Origin of the sequence: Enterobacter cloacae complex sp. P43RS (genome assembly GCF_014930585.1) — a bacterium.
In the GTDB taxonomy this organism is placed as follows: domain Bacteria; phylum Pseudomonadota; class Gammaproteobacteria; order Enterobacterales; family Enterobacteriaceae; genus Enterobacter; species Enterobacter bugandensis.
In genome coordinates this window covers 1-19,860 of record NZ_JADBRJ010000011.1, presented here as the reverse complement: position 1 = coordinate 19,860, position 19,860 = coordinate 1, and the positions used below count along the sequence as shown (strand labels likewise).

The 19,860-nt window shown below is 53.4% G+C and carries 17 protein-coding genes; 10 read left to right on the top strand and 7 right to left on the bottom strand.

Annotated features, from left to right (window positions below; all coding sequences use genetic code 11):
- Window positions 1-34: 34 nt before the first annotated feature.
- Complete coding sequence (locus IM294_RS18620; RefSeq protein ID WP_126818687.1) at window positions 35-1,459, top strand: MFS transporter; 1,425 nt, start codon at window positions 35-37, stop codon at window positions 1,457-1,459.
- A 73-nt stretch (window positions 1,460-1,532) separates the two neighbouring features.
- A complete protein-coding gene (gene ompL / locus IM294_RS18615; RefSeq protein WP_063437447.1) occupies window positions 1,533-2,219 on the top strand; it encodes a porin OmpL in 687 nt (228 codons plus the stop codon).
- Between the two features lie 51 nt (window positions 2,220-2,270).
- Here the strand turns inward: ompL and typA are convergent, their stop codons facing one another.
- Window positions 2,271-4,094 carry a ribosome-dependent GTPase TypA gene (gene typA / locus IM294_RS18610; RefSeq protein WP_028014891.1) on the bottom strand — a complete coding sequence of 608 codons (1,824 nt, stop codon included), beginning with the start codon at window positions 4,092-4,094 and terminating at the stop codon, window positions 2,271-2,273.
- Window positions 4,095-4,472: 378 nt separating this feature from the next.
- On the opposite strand from typA, the gene glnA reads away from it, so the two are divergent.
- The 4 genes from glnA to IM294_RS18590 all read left to right on the top strand — a co-directional run bounded on the left by glnA (window position 4,473) and on the right by IM294_RS18590 (window position 8,746).
- Entirely contained in the window at window positions 4,473-5,882 is a 1,410-nt protein-coding gene (gene glnA, locus IM294_RS18605) for a glutamate--ammonia ligase (protein ID WP_008501856.1), read from the top strand.
- A gap of 169 nt (window positions 5,883-6,051) precedes the next feature.
- Window positions 6,052-7,101 (top strand): nitrogen regulation protein NR(II), encoded by a 1,050-nt coding sequence (gene glnL / locus IM294_RS18600; protein WP_014172250.1) that lies wholly within the window; start codon window positions 6,052-6,054, stop codon window positions 7,099-7,101.
- Between the two features lie 11 nt (window positions 7,102-7,112).
- Entirely contained in the window at window positions 7,113-8,525 is a 1,413-nt protein-coding gene (gene glnG, locus IM294_RS18595; protein ID WP_028014893.1) for a nitrogen regulation protein NR(I), read from the top strand.
- A gap of 110 nt (window positions 8,526-8,635) precedes the next feature.
- Entirely contained in the window at window positions 8,636-8,746 is a 111-nt protein-coding gene (locus tag IM294_RS18590) for a YshB family small membrane protein (RefSeq protein WP_017382667.1), read from the top strand.
- 53 nt (window positions 8,747-8,799) lie between these two features.
- Here the strand turns inward: IM294_RS18590 and hemN are convergent, their stop codons facing one another.
- Entirely contained in the window at window positions 8,800-10,173 is a 1,374-nt protein-coding gene (gene hemN, locus IM294_RS18585; protein ID WP_126818688.1) for an oxygen-independent coproporphyrinogen III oxidase, read from the bottom strand.
- 188 nt (window positions 10,174-10,361) lie between these two features.
- On the bottom strand, window positions 10,362-10,877 hold the full coding sequence (gene yihI / locus IM294_RS18580; RefSeq protein ID WP_028014895.1) for a Der GTPase-activating protein YihI: 516 nt from the start codon (window positions 10,875-10,877) through the stop codon (window positions 10,362-10,364).
- A gap of 577 nt (window positions 10,878-11,454) precedes the next feature.
- On the opposite strand from yihI, the gene yihA reads away from it, so the two are divergent.
- Entirely contained in the window at window positions 11,455-12,084 is a 630-nt protein-coding gene (yihA, locus tag IM294_RS18575; protein WP_014885764.1) for a ribosome biogenesis GTP-binding protein YihA/YsxC, read from the top strand.
- A 312-nt stretch (window positions 12,085-12,396) separates the two neighbouring features.
- On the opposite strand, the gene polA is transcribed toward yihA, so the two are convergent.
- A complete protein-coding gene (gene polA / locus IM294_RS18570; protein WP_063155529.1) occupies window positions 12,397-15,189 on the bottom strand; it encodes a DNA polymerase I in 2,793 nt (930 codons plus the stop codon).
- 440 nt (window positions 15,190-15,629) lie between these two features.
- On the opposite strand from polA, the gene IM294_RS18565 reads away from it, so the two are divergent.
- Window positions 15,630-16,538, top strand: coding sequence for an acyltransferase (locus IM294_RS18565; RefSeq protein WP_047366772.1), 909 nt, complete (start codon window positions 15,630-15,632; stop codon window positions 16,536-16,538).
- A 23-nt stretch (window positions 16,539-16,561) separates the two neighbouring features.
- Here the strand turns inward: IM294_RS18565 and dsbA are convergent, their stop codons facing one another.
- From dsbA to IM294_RS18550, 3 genes are all read right to left on the bottom strand, one after another.
- Complete coding sequence (dsbA, locus tag IM294_RS18560; protein WP_028014899.1) at window positions 16,562-17,185, bottom strand: thiol:disulfide interchange protein DsbA; 624 nt, start codon at window positions 17,183-17,185, stop codon at window positions 16,562-16,564.
- A 27-nt stretch (window positions 17,186-17,212) separates the two neighbouring features.
- Window positions 17,213-18,199, bottom strand: coding sequence for a serine/threonine protein kinase (locus tag IM294_RS18555; RefSeq protein ID WP_126818689.1), 987 nt, complete (start codon window positions 18,197-18,199; stop codon window positions 17,213-17,215).
- A gap of 75 nt (window positions 18,200-18,274) precedes the next feature.
- A complete protein-coding gene (locus IM294_RS18550; RefSeq protein WP_008501866.1) occupies window positions 18,275-18,544 on the bottom strand; it encodes a YihD family protein in 270 nt (89 codons plus the stop codon).
- 68 nt (window positions 18,545-18,612) lie between these two features.
- Between IM294_RS18550 and mobA the strand changes: the two genes are divergently transcribed.
- The gene (gene mobA / locus IM294_RS18545) at window positions 18,613-19,197 is read left to right on the top strand and encodes a molybdenum cofactor guanylyltransferase MobA (protein WP_126818690.1); all 585 of its coding nucleotides are present in this window, start codon (window positions 18,613-18,615) and stop codon (window positions 19,195-19,197) included.
- Window positions 19,194-19,697, top strand: a complete 504-nt coding sequence (gene mobB, locus IM294_RS18540; RefSeq protein WP_126818691.1) for a molybdopterin-guanine dinucleotide biosynthesis protein MobB — start codon at window positions 19,194-19,196, stop codon at window positions 19,695-19,697. The genes mobA and mobB overlap by 4 nt, the downstream gene beginning before the upstream one ends.
- Window positions 19,698-19,860: the final 163 nt, after the last annotated feature.

The following is a 19,860-nucleotide window of genomic DNA, read 5'->3' as shown; positions in this document are numbered from 1 at the left end:
TAGAGCGCCCTGCGGGGCGCTCTGAGGATCGACCATGACACACAATACTGATCCGTTAACCCTGAAATTGAGCCTGCGAGAGAAGTGCGCCTACGGGATGGGCGATTTTGGCTCGAACCTGATGCTGTGTATTGGCACGCTGTACCTGCTGAAGTTTTACACCGATGAACTGGGGATGCCCGCGTTCTACGGCGGCATAATTTTCCTGGTGGCGAAGTTTTTCACCGCGTTTACCGACATGCTGACCGGCGTGCTGCTGGATTCCCGGCGAAACATCGGCGCGCGGGGAAAATTCCGGCCATTCATTTTGTATGCCTCCGTGCCGGTGGCGCTGGTCGCGACGGCGCAGTTTATGGCCAACGACTTTAGCCTGACGGTGAAAACGGCGCTCGCCACCGTGCTCTTCATGATGTTTGGGCTCTGCTATAGCCTGATGAACTGTGCCTATGGTGCGATGGTCCCTGCCATCACCAAAAACCCGAACGAGCGCGCGCAGTTGGCGGCGTGGCGACAGGGTGGCGCCACGGTGGGGCTGTTGCTCTGCACCGTCGGCTTTATGCCCATTCAGGCGCTGTTCGTCCACCAGCCCTCCCTCGGCTATCTGGTGGCTGCGCTGGTGTTCGCCACCGGCGGCCTGTTCTGCATGTGGTGGTGCTACAGCGGGGTGAAAGAGCGCTATGTCGAGATAACGCCCGATCACCATAAGCCCGGCATTCTTAAATCGTTCTGCGCGATTTTCCGCAATCCGCCGCTGCTGGTGCTGTGCATTGCCAACCTGTGTACTCTCGCCGCGTTCAACATCAAGCTGGCGATTCAGGTCTATTACACCCAGTACGTGCTGAACGATCTGCATCTGCTGTCGTGGATGGGCTTTTTCAGCATGGGCTGCATTCTGATTGGCGTGTTTCTGGTGCCCGGCGCGGTGAAGCGCTTTGGCAAGAAGCCGGTCTATCTGGGCGGGCTGGCGCTGTGGGCGGTGGGCGACGTGCTGAACTTCTTCTGGGGAACCAGCTCCCTACTGTTCGTGCTCTTTTCCTGCATGGCCTTTTTCGGCACCGCGTTTGTGAACAGCCTGAACTGGGCGCTGGTGCCGGATACCGTTGATTACGGCGAGTGGAAAACCGGCATTCGCGCCGAGGGATCGGTTTACACCGGCTACACCTTCTCGCGCAAAATCTCCGCCGCTCTCGCCGGCTTCCTGCCCGGCATCATGCTGACCCAGATCGGCTACGTTCCTCACGCCGTGCAGAGCGCGGGCACGCTGCTGGGTTTGCGTCAGCTTATTTTCCTCTGGCCGTGCGGCCTGGCAATCGTCGCCGCAGTGACCATGGGGCTGTTTTATAAACTCAACGAAACGCGCTTCGCCTTTATTATCGAGGAGATTGGAAAACGGAAAAAACAGTCAGCGAATACCCCTGAGATAACACCCAACAATAAAGCGTCAGCAGTCACTTTATAACAATAATTCGGCCAGTATTTCCTTCCTGTTCATCAGGAGGGAGGCCTTTCTGTACCTGATACATGGACAAATTATGAAAAGAATCATCATTGTACTGATCGTGTCGTCTGTGTCCTGCCCGGTATTCGCCGGGGCCTATGTTGAAACCCGTGAAGCCTACAATACGGCCTCTGAGCTGCACGAAGTGATCCTGCGTGCCGGCTATAACTTCGATATGGGCGCGGGGTTGATGTTCACCAACGCCTACAACGTGGGGAGGTGGGATGAGCTCAAGCACAGCTATAACGAAATAGAGGGGTGGTATCCGCTCTTTAAACCGACGGACAAACTCACCTTCCAGCCGGGCGGGTTGATCAACGACAGCAGCGCCGGTTCGGGTGGCGCGGTTTATTTAGATACCAACTATAAATTCACGGACGGGTTTAATCTGACGTTCCGCTATCGCTATAACCATAACAATTACGATACGCCGGACTATAACGGGCAGATGGATAAGAACGACACGCACGAATTTGCCAACTACTGGAATTTCAAGGTGACCGATGCGTTTTTCTATACCTTTGAGCCGCATTTTTTCCAGCGGATAAATGATTACCACAGTAAAAATGGCAAAGACCATCACTGGGAAATTACCAACAAGTTCAGTTATAAGATCGACAGAAACTGGCTGCCGTACCTCGAACTCCAGTGGCTGGACAGATGGAATGATTACAACCGCGAGCAGTACAGGATCCGCCTGGGGTTACGTTATTCGTTCTAATAAAAAAGCCGCTGATTTCTCAGCGGCTTTTTTTACTACGGATTGACCGTATTAGTCTTCTTTCGCACCGCGCATAGCACGTTTACGATCGTTCTCGGTCAGGTGACGTTTACGGATACGAATTGACTGTGGAGTCACTTCTACCAGTTCGTCATCATCAATGAACTCCAGAGCTTGCTCCAGGGTCATCTTGATCGGTGGAACCAGAACCGTTGCTTCGTCAGTACCGGACGCACGCATGTTGGTCAGCTTCTTACCGGTCAGGCAGTTTACCGTCAGGTCGTTAGAACGGCTGTGAATACCGATGATCTGGCCTTCGTAAACTTCAGCACCGTGACCCAGGAACAGCTTACCGCGATCCTGCAGACCGAACAGCGCAAACGCAACCGCTTTACCCTGACCGTTGGAGATCAGTACGCCGTTGTTACGCTGGCCCACTTCGCCCGGACGAACGTCGTCGTAGTGGCTGAAGGTGGAGTACAGCAGGCCAGTACCGGAGGTCATGGTCATGAACTCAGAACGGAAGCCGATCAGGCCACGGCTTGGGATCACATAGTCGAGACGTACGCGGCCTTTGCCATCTGGATTCATGTTTTTCAGGTCGCCTTTACGCTCGCCCAGTGCCTGCATCACAGAACCCTGGTGCTGCTCTTCTACGTCCAGCGTTACGTTTTCGAACGGCTCTTGTTTACGGCCATCGATTTCGCGGAAGATTACTTTCGGACGGGAAACCGCCATCTCGAAACCTTCACGACGCATGTTTTCGATCAGAACAGACAGATGCAGCTCACCACGACCGGAAACGCGGAATGCGTCAGCGTCTTCGGTTTCTTCAACGCGCAGCGCAACGTTGTGCACAAGCTCTTTGTTCAGACGGTCAAGGATCTGACGAGAGGTAACGAACTTACCTTCTTTACCACAGAACGGAGAGGTGTTGACGTTGAAGAACATGGATACGGTTGGTTCATCAACGGACAGGGCTGGCAGCGCTTCGACGTTCTGCGGATCGCAGATGGTGTCGGAGATGTTCAGTTCACCCAGACCGGTGATCGCGATGATGTCGCCCGCTTCAGCGATGTCGCTCTCGATACGCTCAAGACCCAGGTGAGTCAGGACTTTACCGACTTTACCGTTACGGGTTTTGCCTTCGCTATCGATGATAGTGACCTGCTGGTTAGGCTTCACTTTACCGCGCTTGATACGGCCAATGCCGATTACGCCAACGTAGTTGTTGTAGTCGAGCTGGGAGATCTGCATCTGCAGGGTGCCTTCCAGGTCAACGTTTGGCGCAGGAACACGGTCAACAATCGCCTGATACAGCGGGGTCATGTCTTCAGCCATGTCTTCGTGGTCCAGACCTGCGATACCGTTCAGCGCAGAGGCGTAAACGATAGGGAAGTCCAGCTGCTCGTCGGTCGCGTCGAGGTTAACGAACAGGTCGAAGACCTGGTCAACAACCCAGTCAGGACGCGCGCCAGGGCGGTCAACTTTGTTGATAACAACGATTGGCTTCAGACCATGGGCAAAAGCTTTTTTGGTCACGAAGCGCGTCTGTGGCATTGGGCCATCCATTGCGTCAACGACCAGCAGAACGGAGTCTACCATGGACATTACACGTTCAACTTCACCACCGAAGTCGGCGTGCCCTGGGGTATCAACGATGTTGATACGGTAGTCATTCCATTTAATCGCGGTGTTTTTCGCGAGGATGGTAATCCCACGCTCTTTCTCCAAATCGTTGGAGTCCATCACGCGTTCTTGGGTTTCGGCACGCGCATCAAACGTACCGGATTGCTGCAGCAGCTTATCAACCAGGGTAGTTTTACCATGGTCAACGTGCGCGATGATGGCGATGTTACGCAAATTTTCGATCACAACTTTGCCTCAGGCATTTAGAAATAGCGCGTTATTGTACACGGATTAATCGCACTACAAAACAGGATCACAAACATCCCCCGCAAACAAGTATTGCAGAGATGCTTTGTGATCGCTTTCACGGAGCGGTAAAAGGGCACTTTAACGTAAATTGCACCAATATGGTGCTTAATGTTCACATTGAAGCACTATACTGGTGCAACAAGTCCATCATGGTGCAGCCCTTTTGCACTATGGTGCGCATGATAACGCCTTTTTGGGGTGTTTTAAAAGTTGGCACAGATTTCGCTTTATAAAAAATACATGGCAACAGCCAGTACCAACAGAAATTGAAGACCTCGTTACCACGACGACAATGACCAATCTGGAGAGTTAAGTATGTCCGCTGAACACGTTTTGACGATGCTGAACGAACATGAAGTGAAGTTTGTTGATCTGCGCTTCACCGATACCAAAGGTAAAGAACAGCACGTCACAATCCCTGCTCATCAGGTGAACGCCGAATTCTTTGAAGAAGGCAAAATGTTTGACGGCTCCTCCATTGGTGGCTGGAAAGGCATTAACGAATCCGACATGGTTCTGATGCCAGACGCAACCACAGCGGTCATTGATCCGTTCTTCGAAGAACCAACCCTGATCATCCGCTGCGATATCCTCGAGCCAGGCACGCTGCAGGGCTACGACCGCGACCCACGTTCTATCGCTAAACGCGCTGAAGAGTACCTGCGTTCCACCGGCATCGCGGACACCGTTCTGTTCGGGCCAGAGCCAGAGTTCTTCCTGTTCGACGACATCCGCTTCGGTGCCTCTATTTCTGGCTCCCACGTGGCTATCGACGACATCGAAGGCGCATGGAACTCTTCCACCAAATACGAAGGTGGTAACAAAGGTCACCGTCCTGGTGTGAAAGGCGGTTACTTCCCGGTTCCTCCGGTCGACTCTGCACAGGATATCCGTTCCACCATGTGTCTGGTGATGGAAGAGATGGGCCTGGTTGTTGAAGCGCACCACCACGAAGTGGCGACTGCGGGTCAGAACGAAGTGGCAACCCGCTTCAACACCATGACCAAAAAAGCGGACGAAATTCAGATCTACAAATACGTTGTGCACAACGTTGCGCACCGTTTCGGTAAAACCGCGACCTTCATGCCAAAACCAATGTTTGGCGACAACGGTTCCGGTATGCACTGCCACATGTCTCTGTCCAAGAACGGTACCAACCTGTTCTCTGGCGACAAATATGCCGGTCTGTCCGAGCAGGCGCTGTATTACATCGGTGGTGTTATCAAACACGCTAAAGCGATCAACGCCCTGGCGAACCCAACCACTAACTCCTACAAGCGTCTGGTCCCGGGCTACGAAGCCCCAGTTATGCTGGCCTACTCTGCGCGTAACCGTTCTGCTTCCATCCGTATCCCGGTGGTGGCGTCTCCGAAAGCGCGTCGTATCGAAGTGCGCTTCCCGGACCCAGCGGCTAACCCATACCTGTGCTTCGCAGCGCTGCTGATGGCCGGTCTGGACGGTATCAAGAACAAGATCCACCCAGGCGAAGCGATGGACAAAAACCTGTACGACCTGCCGCCAGAAGAAGCGAAAGAGATCCCACAGGTTGCTGGCTCTCTGGAAGAAGCCCTGCAGGCGCTGGATGCAGACCGCGAGTTCCTGACTGCGGGTGGCGTATTCACTGACGACGCTATCGATGCTTACATCGCCCTGCGTACTGAAGAGAACGACCGCGTGCGTATGACTCCGCATCCGGTTGAGTTCGAACTGTACTACAGCGTTTAATTTAGTTGTTTTACCCGGCGTCAAAAGCGCCGGGGGTAGTTGCCGTGGAAACTTTTAGCCCATCTCCGGATGGGCTTTTTTCTCCACCAACAACCTGATCTCACGCGCTTTTTACGCCGAAACCGCTATACTGCACTAAAACAGTGCAACGACTCCAGGAGACTGCTGAATGGCAACTGGCACGCTGCCCGATGCTGGGCAGATCCTCAATTCTTTGATTAACAGCATTCTGCTGGTCGACGACGAGCTGGCCGTCCATTACGCCAACCCGGCGGCGCAACAGCTGCTCGCCCAGAGTTCCCGCAAACTGTTTGGCACCCCGCTTCCTGAATTGTTGAGCTATTTCTCGCTGAATATTGGCCTGATGCAGGAAAGTTTGCAGGCCGGTCAGGGGTTCACCGATAACGAAGTCACGCTGGTGATCGACGGGCGCTCACATATTCTTTCCCTTACCGCGCAACGTTTGCCGGAAGGACTGATCCTGCTGGAAATGGCGCCGATGGATAATCAGCGTCGCCTGAGCCAGGAGCAGCTTCAGCATGCGCAGCAAATTGCCGCCCGTGACCTGGTGCGCGGTCTGGCGCATGAAATCAAAAACCCGCTGGGTGGATTACGCGGCGCGGCGCAGCTTCTGACCAAAGCCCTGCCCGACCCTGCGCTGGCGGAGTATACCAACGTCATCATTGAGCAGGCGGACCGCCTGCGTAACCTGGTCGATCGCCTGCTCGGGCCGCAGCAGCCGGGTATGCACGTTTCAGAAAGCATTCATAAAGTCGCTGAACGGGTGGTGAAGCTCGTCTCCATGGAGCTGCCGGAGAACGTCACGCTGGTGCGTGATTACGACCCAAGCCTGCCGGAACTGGCGCATGACCCGGACCAGATTGAGCAGGTTCTGCTGAATATTGTGCGCAATGCCCTGCAGGCGCTGGGGCCGGAAGGCGGCGAGATTATTTTACGCACCCGCACCGCCTTCCAGCTCACGCTGCACGGCGTGCGCTATCGTCTGGCGGCACGCATCGACGTTGAGGATAACGGGCCTGGCATTCCTTCTCATCTGCAGGACACCCTGTTCTACCCAATGGTAAGCGGGCGCGAAGGCGGTACGGGACTGGGCTTATCTATCGCCCGCAGCTTGATCGATCAGCACTCCGGAAAAATTGAATTTACCAGTTGGCCGGGACATACCGAGTTTTCGGTTTTCCTGCCGATTAAAAAATAAAGGTGACGTTTATGCAACGAGGGATAGTCTGGGTAGTCGATGACGATAGCTCCATCCGTTGGGTGCTTGAACGCGCGCTCACAGGGGCAGGTTTAAGCTGCACGACGTTTGAGAGCGGCAGCGAGGTGCTCGACGCACTCACCACCAAAACGCCGGACGTTCTGCTGTCGGATATTCGCATGCCGGGCATGGACGGGCTGGCGCTGTTAAAGCAGATCAAACAGCGCCATCCTATGCTTCCGGTCATCATAATGACGGCTCATTCCGACCTGGATGCCGCGGTGAGCGCCTATCAGCAAGGGGCGTTCGATTACCTGCCCAAACCGTTTGATATCGACGAAGCGGTGGCGCTGGTTGAGCGCGCGATTAGCCACTACCAGGAGCAACAACAGCCGCGCCACGCACCCGATTTTGGGCCAACCACCGACATCATCGGCGAAGCGCCGGCGATGCAGGACGTGTTTCGCATTATTGGCCGTCTGTCCCGCTCGTCCATCAGCGTGTTGATTAACGGGGAATCGGGTACAGGTAAAGAGCTGGTGGCGCATGCGTTACATCGCCACAGCCCGCGGGCAAAAGCGCCGTTTATCGCCCTGAACATGGCGGCGATCCCGAAGGATTTGATTGAGTCCGAGCTGTTCGGCCACGAAAAAGGGGCGTTTACCGGCGCGAATACCATTCGCCAGGGGCGCTTTGAGCAGGCTGACGGCGGCACGCTGTTCCTGGACGAGATCGGCGATATGCCGCTGGACGTTCAAACTCGCCTGCTGCGCGTGCTGGCCGACGGGCAGTTTTACCGCGTGGGCGGCTATGCGCCGGTGAAGGTGGACGTGCGTATTATCGCCGCGACGCACCAGAACCTGGAGCTGCGCGTGCAGGAGGGCAAATTCCGTGAGGATTTATTCCATCGCCTGAATGTGATCCGCGTCCACCTGCCGCCGCTGCGCGAGCGTCGGGAAGATATCCCGCGCCTGGCGCGTCATTTCCTGCAGGTGGCGGCCCGCGAGCTGGGCGTGGAAGCCAAGCAGCTTCACCCGGAAACCGATGCCGCCCTCACCCGTCTGGCGTGGCCGGGCAACGTACGCCAGCTGGAAAACACCTGCCGCTGGCTGACCGTGATGGCCGCCGGACAGGAAGTGTTAATTCAGGATCTCCCTGCCGAACTGTTTGAGGCCACCGCGCCCGAAAGCAGCACCGGGCACGCGCTTCCAGACAGTTGGGCAACGCTGCTGGCGCAGTGGGCCGACCGCGCGCTGCGTTCCGGTCATCAAAACCTGCTGTCTGAGGCTCAGCCAGAGATGGAGCGTACGCTGTTGACCACCGCGCTTCGTCATACGCAGGGCCATAAGCAGGAAGCCGCGCGCCTGCTGGGATGGGGACGTAATACCCTGACGCGCAAGCTGAAAGAGCTGGGAATGGAGTGATCGTACGCCGCTGTGTAAAGGTTATTAATTGAGCGCAAATTGCCGTTATTTTGCGCTTTACTGTTCCGATGAGTTTTGTATGATCGTGCCCGGAAATTGGGGGAACCATCATGCTGGAATCATTAGTGACTTTACTGTCGAGCGGAGCAGCTGAAAGCCACACGCCGCAAACCGCTGTTGCTGCGGTATTATGTGCGGCGCTGGTTGGGCTGTTTAGCTAGCAGGTTGAAATGTAAAAGCCGGGTAGCGGCTTCGCCTTACCCGGCTTTGCGCCTTAAATCACCCGTGAAAACTGCTGCATACGCGCCTTCTGGCGCAGATACGCGTCAAAGCACATGCAGATATTACGGATTAACAGACGCCCTTTCGGCGTGACCTCAATCGCGTTCTCCGACACATCCACCAGCCCGTCTTTCGCCAGCGGCGCAATCAGCTTCAGGTCTTCCGCAAAATATTCGCTGAATGTCAGATCCCACTGTGCTTCCACGTCGCTAAAGTCGAGACGGAAGTTGCAGATAAGCGCCTTAATCACATCACGACGAATGCAGTCGTCACGGGTCAGCGCGATGCCGCGCCATAGCGCGTTGCCGGTTGCATCAACCTGCTGGTAGTAGAGCTTCAGCTCTTTCTGGTTCTGCGCGTAGCAGTCACCGATCATGCTGATGGCGGAGACACCCATGCCGAGCAGATCGGTATCGCCCTGAGTGGTGTAACCCTGGAAGTTGCGGTGCAGAACGCCGTCACGCTGGGCAATCGCCAGCTCGTCATCCGGACGGGCAAAGTGATCCATGCCGATAAATTGATAGCCGCTCTCGGTCAGAGAGGTGATGGTTTCCTGCAGGATATCCAGCTTCTGCTGGGCAGAAGGCAGATCGGCATCTTTGATTTTGCGCTGGGCGGCGAATAGCGTCGGCAGGTGCGCATAGTTAAAGACGCTCAGGCGGTCCGGGCTAAGTTCAGCCACGCGCTTCAACGTGAAGGCGAAGCTCTCCGGCGTCTGCTTTGGCAGGCCGTAAATCAGGTCGATGTTGGTCGAGGTAAAGCCGATGTCACGCGCGTGGTTGAGTAAGGCGAAGATAAATTCCTCGTCCTGCTCGCGGTTGACCAGACGCTGCACCTCTTTATTGAAATCCTGCACGCCCATGCTCAGACGATTAAAGCCTTCGGCGCGTAAGTGATCCAGTACATCCAGCTCAATTTCACGCGGATCGACTTCGATCGAGATTTCAGCGTCGTCGTTAAAATTGAAATTTCCGCGCAGCAGCGTCATCAGGCGGCTTATTTGCGCCTTATTGAGATACGTTGGCGTGCCGCCCCCCCAGTGAAGCTGGCTGACGTGACGACCTTTAAATAGCGGTGCGCGGTGCACAATTTCCTGTTCCAGCGCATCGAGGTATTGGTCGGCTTTATGCTGCTGACGGGTCACGATTTTATTGCAGCCGCAGAAGTAGCAGAGCTTATGACAGAACGGAATATGGACGTAGAGCGACAGCGGACGCTCTGGATAGCGCGCGACGGCCTGCAGAAAATCCGCCTCGCCGAAGGCATCGGAGAACTCCAGCGCGGTGGGGTATGAGGTATAACGCGGCCCGGAATAGTTATACTTCTGGATTAGGGCCAAATCCCAGTCGATAGTTGGTGCTGACATGCTCACTCCTTCCGTTGGTGTCGCGTTCGTATACGGCGGCCCGTTCTGGCCCCATCGCGGGCCATCATTCGGGTGCGCAGCCACTTCTGTCGCCGCGACAACCGCCGTAGTTTAACGAATAACCACACCAGATAACATATAACCGGAAGGGTTATAAGCAGGACTATCGTGCCTGCCGGGTGCAAATGTTAGTTTCCACCTTTCAGAAGACGCATCATATCTTCCTGCTTTTCTTCTTCCTCTTCGTCGTCTTCGTCATCGTAAGACAGACCCAGCTTCTGCATCAGCTCATCAATGCGGTCCAGTTTGGCATCTACCCATGACTGCTCTTCGGCGGTCAGGGTTTCACCCTCTTCAAGACGTTCCAGCAGCGCGTCCAGGCGCTCATCGTTCTCCAGCATATCCAGCTCAGCCTGCGGTGAAAGCATAGGTTTCTCGCTCTTTGGTTTGTGCTGCTTAGTGACCGGGGTGTCTGTCACGCCCAGTGGAATGGGAGTTTTACTGCCGATACGAGGGTCTTTTTGCTGTTTGCCTTTTGCAGAAGCGCCCGCTGCACCACCGCCGTTGGCACGGCTACCCGCAGCATGGCCACGATGCTTCTTATCGCGTTTGCGATCGCGCGCTTCCTGGTTTAGTTCTTCGCGCGTTTTGCGGCGTGCTTTTGCAGGGCGTTTCGCGCCCGCAGCGGAGGTTGGTTTTTTCATGATGTTTTATCTTAAAGTCGTTTTCTTCAGTATAGAATTGCGGCGAAATCTAGCAGAAAGCAAGCAAAGAAAAAAGGCGACAGAGCAATCTGTCGCCTTTTTTCCTGACTCACAACCCTTAACGGGTCAGACATTCCATGTTTACCAACAACACACCCTGTTTATCCTTTGGCTGATACCGTCCGTGTATGGTTCCATTTCCTGTTAAAACGCCTCCAGGCGCTGGTCGTCCTGACTATCCTGCGTCTTCGCCTCCTGGCGCTCCTGACCCTAATCCTTAAGTCGATTTCCTGTTGGCTTCCTCGCCTTGCCGCATACTTTACCTTGTTCCGTTAAACTAACAAGCAACTAAACGGTACAAATACGGATTTTCAGATAATTACCTGGAAATAAGCTTATGATTTAAAACAGTTTGCATTTTTTAACGCCTGCGAATTCTCTGAAATCTCCCATAGTAACATTAGCCGATCTCTTACAGCCGTTTGGGCATTCGCCTGCAAGCCTCGTGCAATGAGAAAAGCCTTTTGCCCGCATTCGGGTATAATCCCTCCAGATTACGATTTTTGGAGACGACCACGTGACTACCTGGAACTACCAACAGACGCATTTTGTCACCAGTGCGCCCGATATTCGCCACCTGCCTTCTGATACCGGTATTGAAGTGGCATTTGCTGGCCGCTCAAATGCGGGGAAATCCAGCGCCCTGAATACGCTGACCAATCAGAAGAACCTGGCGCGTACCTCAAAAACACCTGGCCGTACCCAGCTGATTAACCTCTTTGAAGTGGCTGAAGGCAAACGCCTCGTAGACTTGCCGGGATACGGCTACGCGCAGGTGCCTGAAGAGATGAAGATCAAGTGGCAGCGTGCGCTGGGCGAATACCTGGAAAAACGCATGTGCCTGAAAGGTCTGGTGGTGCTGATGGATATTCGTCACCCGCTAAAGGATCTCGATCAGCAGATGATCGACTGGGCCGTAGCAAGCGATATCGCCGTGCTGGTGCTGCTGACGAAAGCCGACAAGCTGGCAAGCGGCGCGCGTAAAGCGCAGGTGAATATGGTTCGCGAAGCGGTACTGGCCTTCAATGGCGATGTACAGGTTGAGCCTTTCTCTTCGCTGAAAAAACAGGGCGTGGACAAGCTGCGTCAGAAGCTCGACAGCTGGTTTAACGAGCTGGAACCCGCGACGGAAGCGGAAGAAGAGTAATACCGAGCGCGGCGATGTCCGCGCTTTTTTTTGCCCGAACTTTTCTTTGCCGCAATAAAAAACGCCCCAGTCATTACTGTCTGGGGCGGCTAAAATATTCAGCCAAATCCGATTACGTGAAGTAAAAGGTCTGAAAGATAGAACATCTTACCTCTGTACCCTACGTCGATAACTCTACCCCTTTTTTTGCTGTAGAAAAAGCACTTTTTGTAGTTTTTTTTCATTCTTTACATAGGGAATTCTAATGATCGTCACAAAACGCGTGTTGTTATGTTGCTAACTTACATAAAAAGCGCGTTATTCAAAGAACCTTTAGTGAGCCTGATCCCAGTTTTCACCACTTCCCACCTCCACCAGCAACGGCACATCTAGCGTCATGCTGCTTTCCATGAGTTCATGGATCTTTTTCGACACAATATCGAGATCGTCTTTGTGCACTTCAAACACCAGTTCATCGTGTACCTGCATGATCATTTTCACGCGCGGCTTCTCTTTCTCCAGCCAGGCATCAACGGCGATCATTGCGCGCTTGATGATGTCCGCTGCGGTACCCTGCATCGGGGCGTTGATCGCCGCACGCTCTGCGCCAGCGCGGCGCGCCGCGTTGCTGGATTTGATGTCCGGAAGATAGAGACGACGGCCATCCAGGGTTTCAACGTAACCTTTCTCTTTCGCCTGCGCGCGGGTGCGTTCCATATATTCCAGAACGCCCGGATAACGCTCGAAGTAAAGATCCATATACTTCTGCGACTCTTTGCGCGGAATGTTTAGCTGGCGTGAAAGGCCAAACGCGCTCATGCCGTAAATTAGACCGAAGTTGATCGCTTTTGCACTGCGGCGCTGTTCGTTGGTTACACTGTCCAGCGGCAGACCGAAGACTTCGGCTGCTGTCGCCCGGTGAATATCCTTTCCTTCGGCAAACGCGCTGAGAAGGCCTTTGTCACGGGAGAGGTGCGCCATAATGCGCAGTTCGATTTGCGAGTAGTCAGCCGAGACAATCAGGTAGTCATCAGGAGCTATAAAGGCCTGACGAATGCGGCGCCCTTCCTCATTACGCACCGGAATGTTCTGCAGGTTAGGATCGGTTGACGAGAGACGCCCGGTTGCCGCTACCGCCTGATGATACGACGTGTGCACACGGCCCGTTTTCGGGTTGATCATCAGTGGAAGTTTGTCCGTGTAGGTAGACTTCAGCTTCGCGAGACCGCGGTACTGCAGAATCACTTTTGGAAGCGGGTAGTCCAGCGCCAGCTCTTCCAGCACCTCTTCAGAGGTTGACGGCGCGCCGCCAGGGGTTTTCTTCAGCGGCTTGATGCCCTGCTTTTCAAACAGAATGGTTTGCAGCTGCTTCGGTGAAGAGAGGTTAAACGGCTCGCCTGCAAGCTCATGCGCTTTCTGCTCGAGCTCGGTCAAACGCTGCGCGAGCTCGCCAGAGTGGTTATGCAGCACCGTTGGATCGATCTTAACGCCATTGCGTTCGATACGGGACAGCACGGGCACCAGCGGCATTTCAATATGCTGGAATACGTTCAGCGGACCTTCGTGCTTCTGCAGTTTCGGCCACATCTTCAGATGCAGTTGCAGCGTGACGTCGGCATCTTCCGCCGCGTAGCGCCCTGCTTCTTCAAGAGCAATCTGGTTAAAGGTGAGCTGATTTTTCCCTTTACCGGCAATCTCTTCAAAGGTAATGGTTTTGTGCTTGAGCCAGCGGTCAGATAAGGAATCCATATCATGGCGGCCCGCCACGCTGTCCAGAATGTAGGATTCGAGCATAGTGTCAAAGGCAATCCCGCGCAGCTCAATACCGTAGTTCTGCAGAATGCCGCGGTCGTACTTGAGGTTTTGACCAACCTTCAGCGCCTTTTCGTCTTCCAGAATCGGCTTCAGTAGCTCAAGCGCGCGCTCTCGGGAGATCTGCTCCGGCGCATCCAGGTAGTCGTGCGCCACGGGAACGTAGGCGGCAATACCCGGCTCTGTCGCAAAGGACAATCCCACCATATTGGCTGAGATGTTGTCGAGGCTGTCTGTTTCGGTGTCAAAGGCAAAGACCGGCGCTTTTTTCAGTTTCTCGATCCAGGCGATCAGCTGTGACTCTTCCAGAATGGTTTCGTAGTTGTCGAAGGAGAGCGCTGCGGCTTCTTCTTCCGCCTGATCTTCGGCATCAACGACAATCGTCTCTTTCGGCTTAGCAGCAGGTTTGGCCCCTTTAGCCTGCAGCCATTTACCGGCTTCCACGTCAGTGGTCCAGCGCTTGAATTCGTATTTCTTAAACAGGCTCAGCAGGTCGTCAGCGGAAGGCTGTTGCACTTCCAGCTGTTCACAGCCCAGCTCCAGTTCCACATCGGTTTTGATTGTTGCCAGCTTATAGGAGAGATAAGCCACCTCTTTGTTCTCTTCCAGCTTCCCGGCCATGGTTTTTGCGCCACGGAAGGAAAGTCCGGCGATTTTGTCTGGTTCAGCGTAGAGCGTGTCCAGACCACCCAGCCCCTGAAGCAGCGCCTGCGCGGTTTTTTCACCGACGCCAGGAACGCCAGGAATGTTATCCGAGGAGTCGCCCATCAACGCGAGGAAGTCGATAATCAGCTCTGGCGGCACGCCATACTTAGTGACTACTTCTTCTGGCCCCAGAATGGTGTTGGTCATGGTGTTGATCAGGGTAATACCTGGCGTCACCAGCTGCGCCATATCTTTATCACCGGTGCTGATCAGCACCGGACGGCCCATTTTTTCAGCTTCACGCGCCAGCGTACCGATGACGTCGTCAGCCTCCACTCCAGAGACGGCCAGCAGCGGCAGGCCCATTGCTTTCACCATGGCGTGCAGTGGCTCAATCTGCGCACGCAGATCGTCAGGCATTGGCGGACGATGGGATTTGTAATGTTCGAACAGCTCATCGCGGAAGGTTTTGCCTTTCGCATCAAAAACGACAGCCGCATGGGTGGGCTGATACTGAAGAATCAGGCTGCGCAGCATGTTCAGCACGCCGTACATCGCGCCGGTAGGTTCCCCTGCGCTATTGGTCAGAGGAGGAAACGCATGGTACGCCCGATACAGGTAAGAAGAGCCGTCGACGAGAATAAGTGGGTTTTCTGGGATCTGAACCATAATGTCCGTGCCTTTAATCAATTTATGCGTAAAGGATGCCACAGAAGGATGAAAACATCAGTTATTCAGGTTCGATACAGGAAAAGATTTTGCGATCGTGAGGATCGCTCGCAAAATTCAAACTGTGGATAAGTTTGTGAATATTTTCACTTCAAATGAAAAACAGATACTTAAAGCAGGCGCGCGTTGAGAATAAATTATTACATATCATAATGTTAACAACTAACACTGCATGAAAATAGCCTGCTGATGGCAATTTAGTCTATGTGGATATAAGTCCTGATTAGCGCACAATATTAGAGAAATCTTCTGCTTCAGGGGAAAAGCCGTCTATTGACGATATGAAAGCGCCATAATTTTGTCACTTTTCTGATAAAATCAGCCCCCGGCGCCGTATCATCGGCCGGTCCATTAAAGCTAACCACCTGAAAAAGCTCATCATGTCGAGATTGCTCACTGCAATAACATTACCGCTAAGCATCATTTTAACTATTCTGGTGACGATTGCGTGTTCTGTGCCAATCATTATCGCCGGGATCGTTAAACTGCTGCTGCCTGTGCCTGCGGTGTGGCGATCCGTCTCTGCGTTTTGTAATTTCATGATGTATTGCTGGTGTGAAGGGCTAGCGATCCTGCTGTGCCTGAATCCGCATCTGAAATGGGATGTCGAAGGGCTTGAGAGCCTCAACAAAAAGAACTGGTACCTGCTGATTTGCAATCATCACAGCTGGGCGGACATCGTGGTGTTATGCGTGCTTTTTCGCAAACATATCCCGATGAACAAGTACTTCCTGAAGCAGCAGCTCGCCTGGGTGCCCTTTATCGGGCTGGCCTGCTGGGCGCTTGATATGCCGTTTATGAAACGCTATTCGCGCAGCTATCTGATTCGTCATCCGGAGCGTCGCGGTAAGGATGTGGAGACCACGCGCCGCTCCTGTGAAAAGTTTCGCGCACATCCAACGACCATCGTGAACTTTGTTGAAGGCTCACGGTTTACGGAAGATAAACGTCAACAAACACGCTCCCCTTATCAGAACCTGCTTCCGCCAAAGGCGGCGGGTATTGCGATGGCGCTTAACGTGCTGGGCGCACAGTTCGATAAACTTCTGAACGTTACGCTCTGCTATCCGGAAAATGACAGGACGCCATTCTTCGATATGCTCAGCGGCAAGCTGACTCGCATTGTTGTTCGGGTGAATTTAGTGCCGATCGATGCCGGGCTGCACGGTGACTACGTTAACGATAAGAATTTTAAACGTGGTTTCCAGCAGTGGCTTAATACGCTCTGGAAAGAGAAAGACGAACAGATAGACAGCATTAAATCTTCATACAAAAACGCCGGTCAGTGACCGGCGTTTTCATATCAACGAAATTACTTCTTCTCAACCAGGTATTTCACGGTGTCAGCATACTGCTGTACGAAAATATCCATGCTGCTGGTGTCCATGCCCTGCATGTTCAGCTGATATTTGCCGTTAACAAACATTGCCGGAACGCCCTGAAGCTGCAGATCAGCGGCCGCTTTTTCCTGCTGAGCAACCAGAGATTTCACTACAAAGCTGTTCCACGCGGCGTCGTACTCTTCACCTTTCACACCGGCATCAACGAACACTTTGCGGATATCCGCAGTGGTCTGAACGGTCTGGGTTTTCTGTACGGCTTCGAACATTGGAGCAGTGATTTTATCTTCCACGCCCAGCGCCATCGCAACCGCCCACGCCTGAGTCAGGTCTTTACCCAACGGGCCCAGGAACTCAACGTGGTACTTGGTCATTTTGGTGCCTTCCGGCAGCTTCTTCTTCACGTTGTCAGAAACATGCAGCACCTCTTCGAATTGATAGCAGTGCGGGCAATAGAATGAGAAGAACTCCAGAACCTGTGGCTCGCCAGCAACCGGCTTTTCCAGCGTGATAAACTGTTTACCGTCGGTAAACTGCGCAGCAGAAGCGCTAAATGCCAGAATCATACCTGCCAGCGCCAGCCAAATTTTTTTCATGATTAACTCTCTCCTGGGTGTGTCCAATTAATACATCGGCGTTAATTGCAGAGGGGGTTCCTGAAGAACCTTAACCTGCTGAGTGAATGTAGATATCTGGCTGCGCCAGTAATCTTCTCCGGTAAGCCACGGGAAATTACGAGGAAATGCGGGGTCGTCCCAACGCCTGATTAACCATGCGAGATAATAAACAAAACGCATCGCACGTAAAGGCTCAATCAGGGCAATTTCGTCTGAATTAAACGGGCTAAATTCTTCATAGGCTTCAATAATCGTTTCAAGCTGCATGCGCTGCTCGGCTTTGTCGCCATTGAGCAGCATCCACAGATCCTGAACCGCTGGTCCCATGCGCGCATCGTCGAGATCGACAAACAGCGGTCCATCGCGCCAGAGAATATTTCCGGCGTGACAATCGCCATGCAGGCGCAGAACGGAAATATCATCACGCCAGCAGGTTTTCACCGCAGCAATAAGCTTATCGGTGGCGTTGAGGAAATCATCCTTTAACGTAGCGGGGATCAGCGCAGACGTTTCGAATATCTGACGTGGTTCGGTGAGATATTCATGAATCCCGATCGTTGGTCGGGCAGTGAACGCTGTTTTACGTCCCGTCTGATGAATGCGTCCCAGATAGCGAGCAACCCACTCCATCTGATCGATATTATCCGCTTCAAACTGGCGGCCACCCAGACTGGGGAATACGGCGTAGTAAAACCCTTCATGCGTGAGCAGCGTTTGGTTATTGAACTTTATCGGCGCGGCAACGGGAACGTCATCAACCAGCAGATCGTGAGCAAACTGGTGCTCCTCCTGAATTTGCTGTGCAGACCAACGTTCAGGGCGATAGAACTTTACGACGAAGCGCTGACGATCCTCGTCCTGAAATTGATAGACGCGGTTTTCGTAGCTGTTTAACGGAGTTAGCCCGGAATCCACACGAATACCCTGTTCAAACAGGGCATCCATAATGGTATCCGGGTGTAGTGTCTGGAAAGTAAAAGCCTGGTCGTTCATCCGATCATCCGGAAATTATACGAATGATTCAGGATATCATCTTGTAGCGATTTCGGTGGCTCCGCTTACAAGCTTTTACTCTTTAATTACGCCTCGGGCGCGCAGCAATGCAGTTTTAAAATCTTCCTCATAATCCTTCTGAATACCAGGAATAACAGCATCTTTGGCTGAGTCGCGCATTTTGAGGTGGTAGATCAGGATGTCGTCAGAAAGGTCTGCCAGATCGCCGTCAAAACCTGACTCTTTTGCCAGTTTCTGTAAGAATTGCATCAGATTCAGCTCTGGCTCTTTTTGCCAGGCTGGCTGGAGGAGTTCAATGACTTCATTCAGACGTTTACATTTCATGGTGGTGCTCCTTTCATTTAGAGTGACACGTTAGCAGGGTCAATCCCACAATAAAAGAGGCGATATTCGTGAATCTTAGCCTGGAAATCACTGGGGTCGTTCTGGCAGGCGGCAGAGCTACGCGGATGGGCGGGGAAGATAAAGGACTACAGCTCCTGAAAGGCAAGCCCTTATGGCAGCATGTCGCTGATACGCTTGTCGATCAGGTATCGGCAATGGCGCTGAGCGCAAATCGCCATATCGATATTTACCAGCGCAGCGGGTTTCCCGTTTATCAGGATAATCTCGCAGATTTTCCGGGGCCGCTGGCCGGTATGCTTTCGGTGATGCAGCAGTCGCAGGGAGAGTGGTTTCTCTTTTGTTCGTGTGATACGCCATATATACCCACCTGCCTGGTTGAACGGATGGTGCAACAGCGAGGTGATTCACCCGTGGTCTGGGTGCATGACGGCGAGCGCGACCACCCAACTATCGCGCTCATTAACCGATCCTTGATTCCTGCTATGAGCGACTATCTGGCTTCCGGAGAACGAAGAGTGATGGTGTTTATGCGTAAGGTCGGCGGACATGCTGTTGATTTTAGAGACATGAAAACATCGTTCGTGAATGTGAACACAATAGAAGATTTACAGGCCATGCAGGAGAAGAGATGAACTCTGTTTTAGCCATTTCAGCCTGGAGTGGGACAGGAAAAACCACGTTGCTGAAAAAACTGATTCCCGCGCTGTGCGCCCGCGGTATTCGTCCTGGCTTGATTAAGCATACTCACCATAATATGGATGTCGATAAGCCGGGCAAAGATAGCTATGAACTGCGCAAAGCGGGTGCCGCGCAGACAATGGTAGCAAGCAACCAGCGTTGGGCATTGATGACAGAAACGCCGGATGAGGCACCGCTGGATCTCGCGTATCTGGTAAGCCGGATGGATCACTCCATGCTGGATCTGGTGCTGGTTGAGGGATTTAAGCATGAGGCCGTGCCTAAGATCCTGCTGTTCAGAAGTGATGCCGGGCATGACATCAGCGAGTTAACGCTGGATGAGCATGTGATTGCGGTGGCCAGCGATGTTGCTCTCGATATTGAGGTTCCGGTGCTGGATTTAAATGATGAGGATGGGATTGCTGAGTTTATTGTGAAGTGGAGTGCGGTCTGACTTGCCGGGTGGCGGCTTCGCCTTACCCGGCCTACGGTTTGTGCAGCGCAGAAACGCAAAAAGGCCATCCTTGCGGATGGCCTCTTCACTTAATTGATGCCTGGCAGTTCCCTACTCTCACATGGGGAGACCCCACACTACCATCGGCGCTACGGCGTTTCAC

Bases quoted from the DNA above. Each gene is read 5' to 3' on its own strand.
- IM294_RS18620 (WP_126818687.1), top strand. From the start codon at position 35: ATGACACACAATACTGATCCGTTAACCCTGAAATTGAGCCTGCGAGAG.
- ompL (WP_063437447.1), top strand. From the start codon at position 1,533: ATGAAAAGAATCATCATTGTACTGATCGTGTCGTCTGTGTCCTGCCCG.
- glnA (WP_008501856.1), top strand. From the start codon at position 4,473: ATGTCCGCTGAACACGTTTTGACGATGCTGAACGAACATGAAGTGAAG.
- glnL (WP_014172250.1), top strand. From the start codon at position 6,052: ATGGCAACTGGCACGCTGCCCGATGCTGGGCAGATCCTCAATTCTTTG.
- glnG (WP_028014893.1), top strand. From the start codon at position 7,113: ATGCAACGAGGGATAGTCTGGGTAGTCGATGACGATAGCTCCATCCGT.
- IM294_RS18590 (WP_017382667.1), top strand. From the start codon at position 8,636: ATGCTGGAATCATTAGTGACTTTACTGTCGAGCGGAGCAGCTGAAAGC.
- hemN (WP_126818688.1), bottom strand. From the start codon at position 10,173: ATGTCAGCACCAACTATCGACTGGGATTTGGCCCTAATCCAGAAGTAT.
- yihI (WP_028014895.1), bottom strand. From the start codon at position 10,877: ATGAAAAAACCAACCTCCGCTGCGGGCGCGAAACGCCCTGCAAAAGCA.
- polA (WP_063155529.1), bottom strand. From the start codon at position 15,189: ATGGTTCAGATCCCAGAAAACCCACTTATTCTCGTCGACGGCTCTTCT.
- IM294_RS18565 (WP_047366772.1), top strand. From the start codon at position 15,630: ATGTCGAGATTGCTCACTGCAATAACATTACCGCTAAGCATCATTTTA.
- dsbA (WP_028014899.1), bottom strand. From the start codon at position 17,185: ATGAAAAAAATTTGGCTGGCGCTGGCAGGTATGATTCTGGCATTTAGC.
- IM294_RS18555 (WP_126818689.1), bottom strand. From the start codon at position 18,199: ATGAACGACCAGGCTTTTACTTTCCAGACACTACACCCGGATACCATT.
- IM294_RS18550 (WP_008501866.1), bottom strand. From the start codon at position 18,544: ATGAAATGTAAACGTCTGAATGAAGTCATTGAACTCCTCCAGCCAGCC.
- mobB (WP_126818691.1), top strand. From the start codon at position 19,194: ATGAACTCTGTTTTAGCCATTTCAGCCTGGAGTGGGACAGGAAAAACC.